A 13,291-nucleotide genomic window follows, 5' to 3' on the forward strand; every position below is an offset into this window, starting at 1 on the left:
CGGACCGGTGGCCCCGGCTCCCCGGTACGCCCACGCCCCGGCCGCGCGCCGGGCAGAGCGGTCGGTCCGGACGGCCTCCCGGCTCCCCAGGCCCCGCCGGCCTCCCGAACCGCGCACGCGCCCCGGCTCCGGCCACCGACCGCCACGCGAACCGGCCCCGCACACCCGCACCGGCCACCGCACGGACGCACACCACGGCCACCAGCCACCCGCCACTGACCCCGCCGCCCGGACCCGCACCCCCCGTCCCGCGCACCGGCCACCGCCCGGACACGCGCGCCAGCCACAGCCACAGCCACCGGGCCACCGACCCCGCCACCCGGCCCCGCGCCCCCACCGCCACGGCGCGAACGCGCGCCCCGGCCCGAGCCCGGGCCCCGGCCGCCCCGCCGGCCGGCCCCGCACGCCCGCCTCAGGCGCTGACCGCCTTGCGGGTTATGTAGCGGGTGCCGGTGTACACCATCCGCTTGAACGCCACCGCGGTCATCCCCTTGAGGTGGCTGTCCTTGAGGCTGTCGTCGGGGTGGGTGAACTGGGCCACCGCGTCCTTGTTCCCGAGGCTGACGCACCGGGCTGCGTAGCGCAGGTCGTACGGCTCGGGCTCGCGGCCCTCGACGAGGCGGGCCAGGGCGTCGACGGCGGCCTGGGCCTGCGGGGCGGCGGTCTGGCAGCCGAACCGGGCGCCCACCACGCCCGCGCAGTCGCCGACGGCGAAGATCCGCGGGTCGGTGACGCTGCGCAGGCAGGCGTCCACCACGACCCGGCCGTCCGCGTCGACCTCCAGGCCGCTGCGCGCGGCGAGGTCGGGCACGCCCGACACGATCCCCCACAGGGTCAGGTCGGAGTCCAGTTCCCGCCCAGACCGCAGCCGCACCAGCCCCTCGGCGGCCTCCGTGACACCGTCGGCCACGGTCTCCACCCGGAGCCGCTCCAGCGCGGTGAGCGCCCGCTGCCGCGCCGCGCCCGACAGGCAGTCGGCGACCTCCGGCGCGACGAGCCGTACCCGCAGGTCGGGCCGGGCCTCGGCCACCTCGGTCGCGGTCTCGACGCCCGTGGCCCCGCCGCCGACGACCGTCACGGTGCCGCCGGCGGGCAGGGCGGCCAGGCCGGCCCGCGCCTGCCGCGCGCCCTCCCAGGTGCCGACCGGGACCGTGCCCGGCAGGGGCCGGACCGTGCTGCCGACGGCCAGGAAGAGGTGGTCGAACGCGAGGCTCTCGCCGTCGTCCAGGACCACCGTGCCGTCGCCGATCTTCTCCACGCTGCCGATCCGCACGGCGATGCCGGGCCGCAGCATCGCGGTGAGCGGCCTCGCCGCCGTGGCCGTCCCGGCGACCTGCTGGTGCAGCCGGATGCGCTCCACGAACTCGGGGCGCGCGTTGACCACCGTGACCTCGGCGCCCTTCACCTTCTTGGCCACCCGGTTCGCCGCGAACGTGCCCGCGTACCCGGCACCCACCACCACAACCTTCATCTCGGCCTCCCATCGGAGCAGTTGGTCACTCCCGAGACGAGGCGGGCCGGTCTCCCCGTGACATGACCGCCGTGTGAGCCGCGCCACAGGGCAAGGTGAGCCCGTCCCTCCGGCGTTGTGTCAGGTTGCGTCCGAGGACGACACCCGCGCGGCGGCCCCCGCGCTCTCCACGTCCAGGGCGACCACGACCTCCTCGCCGTCCGGACGTCCGCGCTCGGCGACCGCCGCGCCGATCAGCGCGAGTTCGGCCGCCCGGTCGCGCAGGACGTACTGCTCGCGGTTCTCCTCGCGCCCGTCGCCGGGGCCGCCGCACTCGTCGCGCCGCCAGGCGGCCACCGCCGCGTCGGCCACGGTCTTCGGCAGCCGTACCTCGACGCGCCCGGTCTGCGCCCGTACGCACGCGCCGACCGCCGCGAGCACCTTCGCGTCCTCGCGGTACCTCGCGTATTCCTCTTCCGTACCCATGGCGCGAGGCTAGTCAGGCCCACTCCAGCGGAACAATGTCCTCACGGGTGCCGTGCGCCGGCGCTCTGTGCGGCGAGGGCCTGCCGGTGGAACCTCTCGATCGCCGCCTCGTGGTGGCGCAGGGCGTGCGAGACGTTCTGCAGTTCGCTGTCGGGGACGCAGGGGAAGCCGGCGATCCCGGTCTCGGACCGGGGGGAGTCCGGGTCGTCGGGCGCGTGCAGCGCCACCGCGGCGAACCGCAGGTCCACCGCCCCCGCGATGCCCCGCGCGACGGACTCCGGGTAGCCGGCCTCCGCCGCCGCGCGCCGGATCCGCTCCCGCCGGGACTCGCTCAGGTAGGGGCCCAGCTTGAGGAGGGCGTCGTTGATGGTGGCCCGGCGCAGTTCCAGCCGCAGGGCGGCGCCGCTGACCCGGCCGGTGGCGGGCGCGGCGGGCGGGGTGATGGCCAGCATGGTCTGCCACAGCGGCTTCAGGCGCCGGTGGTCGCGGACCAGGCGCCGCCGCTCCGCCAGCAGGGGACCGGCCTGGCCGACGATGAAGGCGACGGCCACCAGGCCGGCCTCGGCGATGGCGAACGGCGGCGCCGCGTGGGTCGACAGCCAGTCCCAGTCCCGGCCGCTCCACCGGCCGGCGATGGCCGTGAACTTGGCGACGTCGAAGAACAGCCCGAGGGCGTAGGCCTCCTGGAGGAAGATCACCGCCCGGCGCAGCCAGGTGTCCTCGACCTCCCGGTACCAGGCCCGCAGCAGGCCGGCGGCGACCAGCGCGGACGCCGTGTGGGCGATGACGTAGAGCAGGATGAACTCGCGCATCCACGGGGTGTCCGCGTAATAGGTGTCCAGGTCGCGCAGGCGCTCCACGTCGTGGTCGCCGAGCAGGAAGGTCACGCACAGTCCGACGATGACGGCGGCGTACGCCAGCCCGACCTGGCGGGTGCGCCGGCGGCGCGCGGCCGACGGCGGTTCCCGCCAGGTGATGATGAGCCACAGGCAGGCGCCGCAGTAGGCGGAGGCCAGCGAGTACACCCAGACGGCGGCGAAGTTGGGGATGCCGGTGAGGACGTTGATGCGGTGCAGGTTGGCCGGCGGCAGGGAGACGAAGACGAGCGTGCCGATGCCGAGCAGCACGGCGGTGGCCCGCAGGATCGGGTCCTGCCAGGCGCGCCGCAGCAGCGGCAGCTTGATCGCGAAGGCGACGGCGAACAGCACGGCCGGGACGGCGTACGCGACCCAGGAACCGGAGATGTCCCAGCGCATCAGGGGCCGCCGATGTTGCCCAGCGAGGAGGACAGCCGGTCGGTGAGGGTGTCCTGGGTCATCCGGCCGGCCGCGCCCGGCCCGACGACCTTGGAGAACTTCGCCGCGAGGCGCAGCCCCCACTCCTCGGCCTCCCACTCGGCCTCGGCGGCCTCGGCGGCGGGGGACCGGGTGGCCATGGCGGCCACCTGGTCCCACGGGATGTCGTCCTCGGCGCGGGTCAGCAGGCGGCGGGCGGCGGCGGGCAGTCCGGGGGCGTAGTGCACGTCCAGGGTGCCGTGGTGGATGTGGCCGATCTCGTGCCCGGCGATGACGAACTTGTGCGGGTCCGGGGCGCGTTCCTCGACCACGACGATGTAGTCCTCCTCGCGGGCCAGGGTGATCCCGGAGATGTCCAGGCCCTGCGGGAAGGCGACGAACCGCAGCTTGACCGGGCGGTCCAGCCGGGGGCTGAGGGTGGCGCACAGCGCGTGCAGGAACGCCTCGGGGGTGGTCGGCGGGGTGAGGGTGCGGACCGTCTCGCGCACGAGCCGGTCGAGGAAGCGTTTCGGGGAGCCGAAGGGCCGCAGGGACGCCGCCGACCTCAGGGTCCGCGCCGTCCACGGGGTCTTGGCGGACTGTTCAGGCACGCCCGGTGTCCCCCGCCCGCTCCGAGGCGATGATCATCTCGGCCAGATCGGCCAGGGTGGCGAGTTGCCGGGCGTTCATCTGCGGGGCCCGGGCGGCGAGCCGGACCAGGCCGCTCTCCCGCAGCCGCAGCAGCGGGTCGGCCTCGGCCTCCAGGCTCTGCAGCACCGGTTGCAGCGCCTCGCACAGCGCCTCGGGTTCGTCGGCGGTGAAGAACCCGGCGGGCAGGCCGAAGAAGCGGCGCAGCCGGTCGGCGTGTTCCAGGCTGGGCATGCCGCTCTTGCGCCATTCGCTCAGCCACTGCCTGCTGGTTCCGGCGATCCGGGCCAGTTCGTCCAGGGAGTACCGCTTGCCGTCCGGGCGGCGCCGGGTCTCCCGGATGAAGTCGAGCCGCTGGCGCACCCGGTGGGCGAGGCAGGGCTCACCGGCCCGGCCGCCGGAGAGGAGTTCCACGACGACGCCCACGGGGATGCCGGTGCGGTAGGAGAGGCCGGCCACGTCGAGGGCCTCCGGCAGCCGGCCGGGCCTGCCGGTCAGCTCACCGAGCCGGTCCAGCACTTCGGCCAGCGCGGCGTAGGCGTCACTCACCGAGTCCCCCCTGGGCGTGTCTTTCCGATCGCTGGCTGGGCGCGAGGCTACTAGCTTGCCCCCGCCGCGACCAGGCCCGACCTGACCTGACAAGACTTCCTGCCTAATTACGCAGCTATCGTTGACAGTTCAGGGCGCGGTGGGTGAGGATCACTGCACGGAGAGCAAGATCCGACCCGCCTCGGGTGCCGCCTATGGGGGAGCGGCACCCGGGGCGCTCCCGATCGCCTCCCCCCGAGGAAGGTCCAGGCCCATGGCCCAGCCCGTCGTGCTCCTCGGGGCCGGCCGGGGGGACGTCTGCGGCGAGTTCCCGCTGGCGCGGATCGCGGCGGCCCACCCCGTCCTCCTGGTCGGCCCGTCCCCGCCCGCCCCTTGGGCCCGCCCGCACCTGACGGCCCATCTGGCGGCGGACCCGGCCGACGCGGAACGGACGGCGGAGGCGTTACGGGGTCACTCCCCCGGCGGGATACTGGCCTGGTCCCGGGCGCACCTGCCCCCGGCCGTCCGTCTGGCCGCCCGGCTCGGCTTACCGGGCCTGCCGTACGAGGCGGCCGTGACCTGCGCCGACCCGTCGGCGTTACGGGCACTGCTGGACCGGCACCGGGTGCCGACGGCGGACCCGGCGGACACCGAGGGGGAACCGGTGTCCGCCGAGGCCGTCGTCCTGGACGACGAGGTACGCATCGTCGCGCTCACCCGTACGACCCCGGGCCCCGCGCCCGCCCGCCGCCCGCTGCGGCACAGCGTCCACGCCCACGACGTCCTGTTGCACAACCGCTTCCTGCGCCAGAGCGTGGAACGCGCCGTGCGCGCCGTGCGGCTCACCCACACCGTCGCCCACATCGCGCTGCGGCTGACCGCCCGCGGCCCCCGCGTCCTGGACGTCGTCCCGCACCCGCCCGGCGACCTGATCCCCCTGCTCGTGGAACGGGCCACCGGCGTCGACCTGTCCCGGGCCGCCGCGGCCCTGGCCACCGGCGGGCTCCCGGACCTCACCCCGACCCGGCAGCGCGCCGCCGCCGTCCAGTTCGCCTACCCGGCCGTGACCGGCCGCCTCGCCCACCTCCGCCTGGACCCCGCCGCCGCGCAGGAGCCGTCCGCCGAACGCATGGTCCTCACCCGCCGCCCCGGCGACCCGGTGACGGCGGCCTCCCACGCCGAGGTCACCGACCGCCTCGCCCACTGGGTGACCACGGCCGACACCCCGGCCCAGTGCGAGAAGGCCCTGCGCCGCATGTCCCGCCACCTCACCGCCATGGTCCACCCGGCGGCCCGTGTCCACGCGGCCTAGGTCCGACAGGACCCGGCGCCCCCGGCGAAGGAGGCGGTCGCGCGCCCCGGTGTCGCCGTCGGGGTCCGCCTCCACCGTGTGGGTCCGTGCGTCGCCGTCCCGGCCGCCCGCTCGCGCTCAGCGGTAGTCGTCGGGATGGCCCTGCATCCAGCTGTTGATCCGGTCGCGGACGCCGAGCAGCTCGGTGCGGTGGGCCTCCAGGTTCTGCGTGGAGGTGTCGTCGCCGAGTGCGGTGCGGAGTTCCCCGATCCATGTGAGGGGCTCCCGGAAGTGGCCCGGCCCCTCGGGGTCCGCCTTCATCGCCGCGTCGAGGCCCGTCAGTTCCTCGTGGACCCTGCCCAGGAAGTACGCGCAGTCCCCCGCCCCTGGGGTACACGTGTCGTTGAGGGTGGCCTGGAGGCCGGCGAAGGCGTCGCGGACCAGTTCCGGACCCGGGGACGCGGCAGGGGCCGGTGTGGCGGGGGGCTCCTGCTTCCCGGTGTCCGCCGGGGCCGGGGCGGACGCGGAACGGGAGGCGTCCCGCGTCCCGGCCCCTTGCGGGGCGTCGTCCGCGTCGGTGGAACAGGACAGCAGACAGGCCGCGAACACCGTGGCGACGATCGCCGCCCGTCGGACACGCCGGATCCGCATGAGGCCCCCCGTAATGATCCGCCGACCTTACTGCACGGCTCGTCGGCCAACTCCCTTGCGGGGCGCGGGGCGGGACGCGGGGCCGTACGGCCGTCCTCAGGCGCGCGTGATCAGGATGCGGCAGGCGCTCGGCGCGCCGAGGAGGGTCAGGGGCTGCTGGCCGGTCTCGTTGGGCTTGTAGACCCCGATCGCCTTGTCCGGGCCGTGCAGGATCTCGTACGTGTCCTCCTCGCCGGCGACCGGCACGAACCGGAAGTCCGACAGCTCGGGCGCGGCGGGCGGCAGGAGCAGGACCGGCACGGGGGTCGTGTCCCCCACGGCGGTCCAGGCGACGGACGGGTCCTCGAAGCTGTGGATCCTGAACGTGTCCGGCTCGGGTCCCGGCTCCATCAGCCAGCGGCTCGGCTTCCCGCCCACGGCGACCTTGCCGCCGTCGGAGCCGATCGCGAGGTTGTCGAGCTTGGTGTGCAGGTGGAAGGGGCTCCGGCGCAGCTCGGACAGGTCCATGGCTCCTCCGTGGTGTCCGCCCTCGTGCGGTCGTGCCGAGGGTCGCAGGGATCACTGCGCCGGGCCGGAGCCGCCCAATCGCCCGGTCTCGGACATCCTCCCGGTCCTGCCTCCACCGCCCGCCCGGCCCGTTCACGGTCATCCGCGATGCAGGAACGAGCATCAGAGGGCCGATACAGCGGCCAGCCGGAGACATAGCGACACCACGCGCATGCCGCACCCCTCCCGCGCGCGTTCCCCGATGGCGCGATCCGCGCGGGCCCGTTCCGCCCGCCGCCTGCCCGCCGCCTGCCCGCCGCCTGCCCGCAGCCACCGCCGGGCCCGCCCGGGGCGGCCGGTAAAGTGGCGGGGTCGTCACACCCGTACGGGGGAAAGCCGGTGCATTTCCGGCGGTGTCTTCGCCGCGTCACCGGCTTGGCCGGAGCGAACGGGAGCGCCTCCGCCGGGTCGCTGACGGCTCGCGTGCGCCGGTGGTCCGCCGCGCACGGCACCGTCGAGGTTGACGGAGCCGAGCCGCCCGGGTGTCGCCCGCGTGCTGCCCGGCTCCCCGCAGGAGAGGCAGTCGCCGACCATGAACGTCCGCCGCAGTGCCGCGGCTCTCGCCGCCGTAGGCGTGGTGCTGGCCGCAGCCGCGCCCGCCACGGCCGCCGACCCGTCCCCGTCGCCGAAGGCGACGGTCCCCTCCGGGCTGTACGGCAAGGGTGACCCGACGTACGACGGCGTGTGGCGGCAGTCGCTGACGCTGGTCGCGCAGCGGACGCTCGGCTACCGGCCCGCCCCGGCCGCCGTGGACTGGCTCACCGGCCAGCAGTGCGCGAACGGCGCCTTCGCCGCCTTCCGGGCCGCTCCCGGCAAGCCCTGCGACGACAAGCTGAAGCCGGACACCAACAGCACGGCCGCCGCCGTCCAGGCCCTCGCCGCGACCGGCGGGCACGGCGGTGCCGTGGAGAAGGCCCTGAACTGGCTGAAGTCCGTCCAGAACAAGGACGGCGGCTGGAGCTACTACCCGGGCGACCCCAGCGACACCAACTCCACCTCCGTGGTCATCGGCGCCCTCGCCGCCGCCGGCACCGACCCGGCGTCCGTCCGCGAGTCCGGCAAGTCCCCGTACGACGCCCTGCCCGCCTGGTCCATCCCCTGCGACCAGGACGGCGGCGGCGCCCTCGCCTTCCAGCCGGACAAGAAGGGCGCGCTGCTGCCCAACGCCGACGCCACCGCGGCCGGTCTGCTGGGCGCGCTCGGCAAGGGCTTCGTGGCCCGCGCCGGAAAGGCCCCGGCCGGGGACGCCTGTGTCAGGGCCGGCTCCCGCACCCAGGTCGCCGACAACGCCGGCGTCTACCTCGCGGCGGCCGTCGCCAAGACCGGCCACCTCCAGTCCACGCTGCCCGGTGCCAAGGCCCAGCCCGACTTCGGCAACACCGCGGACGCCGTCGTGGCGCTCGCCGCGGACGGCCGTACCGGACCGGCCCGCAAGGCCTACGCCTGGCTGGAGAAGCACGCCAGCCCGTGGGCGGAGCAGAGCGGTCCCGCCGCCTACGCCCAGCTGATCCTGGCCGCCCACGCCCTCGGCGAGCAGCCGGGCGACTTCAACGGCACCAGCCTGGTCAGCGCGCTCAACTCACAGGGCCCGGCCCCGCGGATGGACGCCTCCGGTCAGCAGCCGGAGGGCGAGAAGAAGAAGGACTCCGGGAACCAGGGCTGGTGGATCTTCGGTGTCTGCCTGGTCGCCAGCATCGGTGTCGGTTTCCTGATCAGCGGCCGGAAGAAGCGGCAGCCGTGACCGCCGTCCGCCGTGCCGTGCCGGTGCTCGTCGCCGCGCTGCTGCTCCTCGCCTGCGCCGGGCGGGCCGGTGCGACCGGCTACCGCTACTGGTCCTTCTGGGAACGTACCGGCGACCACTGGACGTACGCGACCCAGGGCCCGGCCTCCGTCCGCCCCGACGACGGTACGGTGCAGGGGTTCCGGTTCGCCGTGAGCGCGGACTCGGCGGACGCGAGCCGGCCGCGCGGCACGGCGGACTTCTCCGCGATCTGCGCGGACACACCGGCGAAGGCCGGCGCCAAGCGGGTGGCCCTGGTCCTCGACTTCGGCACACCGGCGGACGCGCCGTCCGGCGAGATGCCGCCGGGGCGCCGGGCGGTGTGCGCGCGGGTGCCGTCCGACGCGTCCACGGCGGACGCCCTCGCCGCGGTGGCGAAGCCGCTGCGCTACGACACCAACGCCCTGCTGTGCGCCATCGCGGGCTACCCGCGCCAGGGCTGCGGCGAGCAGGTCTCCGGCGGCGGCAAGCCCACCGCCGCGGCCGGGTCCGGCTCCTCCGGGTCCGGCTCCGGCCCCTCCCTCGGCCTGCCCATCGGCGTCGGCGTGGTCGCCCTGCTGGCAGGCGCGGCGATATGGCAGTCCCGACGGCGGCGCGATGCGTCCGGGTGAGTCCCGCCCGTCCCACGCCACCCGGTTGCGCCCCGCTCTCCACCCCGGTGCCTGGTGGCTGTGGGCCATATCCCTCGGCGTCGCGGCGACCCGCACCACCAACCCCCTCCTCCTCGCGCTCCTCCTCGCGGCCTCCGGCTACGTCGTGGCGACGCACCGCTCCTCCGCCCCCTGGGCCCGTTCGTACACCGGGTTCGTCCGCCTCGCGCTCGCCGTCGTCGTCATCCGCGTCCTGTTCGCGGTGGCGCTCGGCTCCCCCGTCCCCGGCACGCACACCCTCCTCACCCTCCCCGAAGTCCCCCTCCCGCACTGGGCGCAGGGCATCCGCCTCGGCGGCCGGGTGACCGCCGAGGCCGTGCTCTTCGCCGCGTACGACGGCCTGAAGCTCGCCACCCTCCTGGTCTGCGTGGGCGCCGCGAACGCCCTCGCCAGCCCCACCCGCCTGCTCAAGTCGCTGCCCGGCGCCCTGTACGAGACGGGCGTGGCCGTGGTCGTCGCCCTCACCTTCGCCCCCCACCTGATCGCCGACGTCCGCCGGCTGCGCGCCGCCCGCCGCCTGCGCGGCCGCCCCGACCGGGGTGTACGGGGCATGCTCCAGGTCGGACTGCCGGTCCTGGAGGGCGCGTTGGAACGCTCGGTGGCCCTCGCCGCCGCGATGGAGGCGCGCGGCTACGGCCGTACCGCCGAGGTCCCCGCGCCCGTCCGCCGTACCACCGCCGCCCTCACCCTCGGCGGCCTGCTCGGTGTCTGCGCGGGCACGTACGGACTGCTGACCGCGGAGGGCGGCACCTACGGGCTTCCCGTACTCCTCGCCGGAGTCCTCGCCGCGCTCGCCGGGCTGCGGCTGGGCGGCCGGCGTACCCCGCGCACCCGGTACCGCCCCGACCCCTGGGGAGCGCGCGCCTGGCTGGTCACCGGCTCCGGCGCCGCCGTGGCCGCGCTGCTGACGCTGGCCTCGGTCCGCGACCCGGAGGCCCTGCACCCCGGCGTCGTCCCCCTGACCGCCCCCACCCTGCCCCTCTGGCCCGCCGCGGCCGTCCTGCTCGCCCTGCTGCCCGCCTTCGCCGTCCCCAGGGAGCCGTCGTGATCCGCTTCGAGGATGTCAGCGTGACGTACGAGGGCGCCGATAAACCCACGGTCGCCGGCGTCGACTTCGAGGTCCCCGAGGGTGAACTCGTGCTGCTCGCCGGGCCGTCCGGGGCCGGCAAGTCGACGGTGCTGGGCGCGGTCAGCGGGCTGGTCCCGCACTTCACCGGCGGCACCCTGCGCGGGCGCGTGACGGTGGCCGGCCGGGACACCCGTACCCATCAGCCGCGCGAACTCGCCGACGTGGTCGGCACGGTGGGCCAGGATCCGCTGGCGCACTTCGTGACGGACACCGTGGAGGACGAACTCGCCTACGGCATGGAGTCCCTGGGGCTCGCCCCGGAGGTGATGCGGCGCCGGGTGGAGGAGACCCTGGACCTGCTGGGCCTGGCCGCCCTGCGGGACCGTCCCGTCGCCACCCTCTCCGGCGGGCAGCGGCAGCGGGTCGCCATCGGCTCGGTCCTCACCCCGCACCCCCGGGTACTGGTCCTGGACGAGCCGACCTCCGCGCTCGACCCGGCGGCGGCGGAGGAGGTACTGGCGGTCCTCCAGCGCCTGGTGCACGACCTCGGCACGACGGTCCTCATGGCCGAGCACCGCCTGGAACGGGTGATCCAGTACGCCGACCGCATGGTCCTCCTCCCCGCCCCCGGCGGCGCCCCCCTCACCGGCACCCCGTCCGAGATCATGGCGGTCTCCCCGGTCCACCCCCCGGTCATCGCCCTGGGCCGCCTGGCCGGCTGGACCCCCCTCCCTCTGACCGTCAGGGACGCCCGCCGCCAGGCCGCTCCCCTGCGGGCCCGCCTGGCCGACCGTCCTGCGCGCCGTACCTCGCCGAGGCCCGTGAGCGACCCCGCCCCCGGCCCCCGGCAGCCCCGGCTCCGCTCCCTGTTCCGCCGCGCCGCCCCCACCCCGCCCGACGACCGCCCGCAGCTCGCGCGGATCGACTCCCTCTCCCTCCGCCGGGACACCGTCCAAGCCCTGCGCCGCATAGACCTGACCATCTCCAGGGGCGAGACCATCGCCCTCATGGGCCGCAACGGCGCCGGCAAGTCCACCCTGCTCGGCACCCTCGTCGGCCTGCTCGCCCCCACCACCGGCACGGTCACCGTCGGCGGCCTCACCCCCCACCGCACCCCGCCCCCCGCCCTGATCCGCCAGGTGGGCCTGGTCCCCCAGGACCCCCGGGACCTGCTGTACGCGGACACGGTCGCGGCGGAGTGCGCCGCCGCCGACCAGGACGCGGAGGCCGCCCCCGGCACCTGCCGCGCCCTCGTCTCCGAACTGCTCCCGGACATCACCGACGACGCCCACCCCCGCGACCTCTCCGAGGGCCAGCGCCTGGCGCTCGCCCTGGCCGTGGTCCTCACCGCCCGCCCGCCCCTGCTCCTGCTGGACGAGCCGACCCGCGGCCTGGACTACGCGGCCAAGGCCCGCCTGGTCTCCGTACTGCGCTCACTCGCCGCCGAGGGACACGCGATCGTGCTGGCGACCCACGACGTGGAACTGGCCGCCGAACTGGCCCACCGCGTGGTGCTGCTGGCCGAGGGCGAGGTGATCGCGGACGGCCCGACGGCCGAGATCGTCGTGTCCTCCCCCTCCTTCGCCCCGCAGGTGACGAAGATCCTGGCCCCCCAGCGCTGGCTGACCGTCTCCGAGGTCCGCGAGGCCCTGGACGAGGTACGAGAGGCCCTGACATGAGCCGCACCCGCCTGCACGCCGTCCGCCTGGGCCCCCGTTCCCTCGCCGCCCTCGCCCTCACCGGCGCCGTCGGCCTGGTCGCCTTCTGCTGGCCCTTCCTCGCCCCGCCCCGCTCCCAGCTGAGCGCCCACGCCCAGGACGCCCCCTGGCTGTTCGCGGGCCTGCTGGTGCTGCTGGTCGCGGTGGTCGTGGCGACGATCTCGGAGTCCGACCTCGGTCCGAAGGCGGTGGCCATGCTGGGCGTCCTCGCGGCGACGGGCGCGGCGCTGCGGCCCATCGGCGCCGGTACGGCGGGCCTGGAGCCGATGTTCTTCCTGATGGTGCTCAGCGGCCGGGTGCTCGGCCCGGGCTTCGGCTTCACCCTGGGCTCGGTGACCATGTTCGCGTCCGCCCTGCTCACGGGCGGGGTCGGGCCGTGGCTGCCGTTCCAGATGCTGGCGATGGGCTGGTTCACGATGGGTGCCGGGCTGCTCCCGGGCTCGGTCCGGCTGCGCGGCCGGGCGGAACTGCTGCTGCTCGCGGTCTACGGCTTCCTGGCCGCGTTCGCCTACGGCACGGTGATGAACCTGGCCGGGTGGCCCTTCATGGGCGGCGGTGCCTCGGGCATCTCCTTCGTCGCCGGGGATCCGGTCGCCGCGAACCTGGCCCGTTTCGTCGCGTACTGCACGGCCACCTCCCTCGGCTGGGACCTGGGCCGGGCCCTGTGCACGGTGGTCCTCACCCTCGCGCTCGGTCCGGCGGTGCTGCGGGCGCTGCGCCGCGCCACCCGGCGGGCCGCCTTCGAGACCGCGGTCACATTCGAGGGCCCCGGACAGTGACCCGGCGCGCGGGTCCGGGCGCGTGGCGTGAGCAAGTCGGTGAAGGACCCCACATGACGCACGTCACCTACGACCCGACGCCGTAGTACCTTTTGCCCGATTCACCCCTTCCCGCACCCCGCCTGACCTGCGGATTGAGACCCACGCCACACACCCGGCATTCCACCCGGATCCGGCCACCACTAGTAAAGGGGGTCATTGCGGGCACCTTCGGGGGCTGCTTATCTGGATGACGTCGCCAGGCGCCACGAGCCCCGCAGCGGGCCGCGGCGCCGACGCATGCCGGCCACACCACGTGGCCCACCGCATGCGCGGCGACCCCCTTATCCCCGACGCAAGAGGTACTCCGTGACCGTCTCCATCATCCGCCGCATCGCTTCCCCGAAGAAGGTCCTCACCACCGCCGCCGTGGCCGCCGCCA

General features: G+C 75.4%; 13 protein-coding genes. 6 read left to right on the forward strand and 7 right to left on the reverse strand.

Annotated features, from left to right (window positions below; all coding sequences use genetic code 11):
• Nucleotides 1–412: 412 nt before the first annotated feature.
• The 5 genes from AB0E62_RS36165 to AB0E62_RS36185 all read right to left on the reverse strand — a co-directional run bounded on the left by AB0E62_RS36165 (nt 413) and on the right by AB0E62_RS36185 (nt 4,407).
• The gene (locus AB0E62_RS36165) at nt 413–1,471 is read right to left on the reverse strand and encodes an FAD-dependent oxidoreductase (RefSeq protein ID WP_362204023.1); all 1,059 of its coding nucleotides are present in this window, start codon (nt 1,469–1,471) and stop codon (nt 413–415) included.
• Nucleotides 1,472–1,591: 120 nt separating this feature from the next.
• Nucleotides 1,592–1,936, reverse strand: a complete 345-nt coding sequence (locus AB0E62_RS36170) for a hypothetical protein (protein ID WP_362204026.1) — start codon at nt 1,934–1,936, stop codon at nt 1,592–1,594.
• A 41-nt stretch (nt 1,937–1,977) separates the two neighbouring features.
• A complete protein-coding gene (locus AB0E62_RS36175) occupies nt 1,978–3,192 on the reverse strand; it encodes an MAB_1171c family putative transporter (RefSeq protein WP_362204029.1) in 1,215 nt (404 codons plus the stop codon).
• Complete coding sequence (locus AB0E62_RS36180) at nt 3,192–3,821, reverse strand: hypothetical protein (protein WP_362204032.1); 630 nt, start codon at nt 3,819–3,821, stop codon at nt 3,192–3,194. Before AB0E62_RS36180 ends, AB0E62_RS36175 begins: the two co-directional genes overlap by 1 nt.
• Nucleotides 3,814–4,407, reverse strand: coding sequence for an XRE family transcriptional regulator (locus AB0E62_RS36185; RefSeq protein ID WP_362204035.1), 594 nt, complete (start codon nt 4,405–4,407; stop codon nt 3,814–3,816). The genes AB0E62_RS36180 and AB0E62_RS36185 overlap by 8 nt, the downstream gene beginning before the upstream one ends.
• Before the next feature lie 253 nt (nt 4,408–4,660).
• Between AB0E62_RS36185 and AB0E62_RS36190 the strand changes: the two genes are divergently transcribed.
• Nucleotides 4,661–5,698, forward strand: a complete 1,038-nt coding sequence (locus AB0E62_RS36190) for a hypothetical protein (protein ID WP_362204038.1) — start codon at nt 4,661–4,663, stop codon at nt 5,696–5,698.
• Between the two features lie 117 nt (nt 5,699–5,815).
• Here the strand turns inward: AB0E62_RS36190 and AB0E62_RS36195 are convergent, their stop codons facing one another.
• On the reverse strand, nt 5,816–6,328 hold the full coding sequence (locus AB0E62_RS36195) for a hypothetical protein (protein WP_362204041.1): 513 nt from the start codon (nt 6,326–6,328) through the stop codon (nt 5,816–5,818).
• Nucleotides 6,329–6,424: 96 nt separating this feature from the next.
• Nucleotides 6,425–6,835 carry a hypothetical protein gene (locus AB0E62_RS36200; RefSeq protein WP_362204044.1) on the reverse strand — a complete coding sequence of 137 codons (411 nt, stop codon included), beginning with the start codon at nt 6,833–6,835 and terminating at the stop codon, nt 6,425–6,427.
• A 571-nt stretch (nt 6,836–7,406) separates the two neighbouring features.
• Here AB0E62_RS36200 and AB0E62_RS36205 point away from each other — a divergent pair.
• The 5 genes from AB0E62_RS36205 to AB0E62_RS36225 are packed head-to-tail and all read left to right on the forward strand — an operon-like array spanning nt 7,407 to nt 12,870.
• Entirely contained in the window at nt 7,407–8,615 is a 1,209-nt protein-coding gene (locus AB0E62_RS36205) for a prenyltransferase/squalene oxidase repeat-containing protein (RefSeq protein WP_362204062.1), read from the forward strand.
• Nucleotides 8,612–9,265 (forward strand): SCO2322 family protein, encoded by a 654-nt coding sequence (locus AB0E62_RS36210; RefSeq protein WP_362204047.1) that lies wholly within the window; start codon nt 8,612–8,614, stop codon nt 9,263–9,265. Before AB0E62_RS36205 ends, AB0E62_RS36210 begins: the two co-directional genes overlap by 4 nt.
• Nucleotides 9,252–10,352 carry an energy-coupling factor transporter transmembrane component T gene (locus tag AB0E62_RS36215; protein ID WP_362204050.1) on the forward strand — a complete coding sequence of 367 codons (1,101 nt, stop codon included), beginning with the start codon at nt 9,252–9,254 and terminating at the stop codon, nt 10,350–10,352. Before AB0E62_RS36210 ends, AB0E62_RS36215 begins: the two co-directional genes overlap by 14 nt.
• The gene (locus AB0E62_RS36220; RefSeq protein ID WP_362204053.1) at nt 10,349–12,052 is read left to right on the forward strand and encodes an ATP-binding cassette domain-containing protein; all 1,704 of its coding nucleotides are present in this window, start codon (nt 10,349–10,351) and stop codon (nt 12,050–12,052) included. Before AB0E62_RS36215 ends, AB0E62_RS36220 begins: the two co-directional genes overlap by 4 nt.
• The gene (locus AB0E62_RS36225) at nt 12,049–12,870 is read left to right on the forward strand and encodes an ECF transporter S component (RefSeq protein ID WP_362204056.1); all 822 of its coding nucleotides are present in this window, start codon (nt 12,049–12,051) and stop codon (nt 12,868–12,870) included. The genes AB0E62_RS36220 and AB0E62_RS36225 overlap by 4 nt, the downstream gene beginning before the upstream one ends.
• Nucleotides 12,871–13,291 lie beyond the last annotated feature (421 nt).

It is taken from the genome of Streptomyces sp. NPDC038707 (genome assembly GCF_040636485.1).
In the GTDB taxonomy this organism is placed as follows: domain Bacteria; phylum Actinomycetota; class Actinomycetes; order Streptomycetales; family Streptomycetaceae; genus Streptomyces.

Excerpts from the sequence above, each read along its gene's own strand:
- AB0E62_RS36200 (WP_362204044.1), bottom strand. The coding sequence starts at position 6,835 with ATGGACCTGTCCGAGCTGCGCCGGAGCCCCTTCCACCTGCACACCAAG.
- AB0E62_RS36195 (WP_362204041.1), bottom strand. The coding sequence starts at position 6,328 with ATGCGGATCCGGCGTGTCCGACGGGCGGCGATCGTCGCCACGGTGTTC.
- AB0E62_RS36190 (WP_362204038.1), top strand. The coding sequence starts at position 4,661 with ATGGCCCAGCCCGTCGTGCTCCTCGGGGCCGGCCGGGGGGACGTCTGC.
- AB0E62_RS36165 (WP_362204023.1), bottom strand. The coding sequence starts at position 1,471 with ATGAAGGTTGTGGTGGTGGGTGCCGGGTACGCGGGCACGTTCGCGGCG.
- AB0E62_RS36175 (WP_362204029.1), bottom strand. The coding sequence starts at position 3,192 with ATGCGCTGGGACATCTCCGGTTCCTGGGTCGCGTACGCCGTCCCGGCC.
- AB0E62_RS36205 (WP_362204062.1), top strand. The coding sequence starts at position 7,407 with ATGAACGTCCGCCGCAGTGCCGCGGCTCTCGCCGCCGTAGGCGTGGTG.
- AB0E62_RS36170 (WP_362204026.1), bottom strand. The coding sequence starts at position 1,936 with ATGGGTACGGAAGAGGAATACGCGAGGTACCGCGAGGACGCGAAGGTG.
- AB0E62_RS36215 (WP_362204050.1), top strand. The coding sequence starts at position 9,252 with ATGCGTCCGGGTGAGTCCCGCCCGTCCCACGCCACCCGGTTGCGCCCC.
- AB0E62_RS36225 (WP_362204056.1), top strand. The coding sequence starts at position 12,049 with ATGAGCCGCACCCGCCTGCACGCCGTCCGCCTGGGCCCCCGTTCCCTC.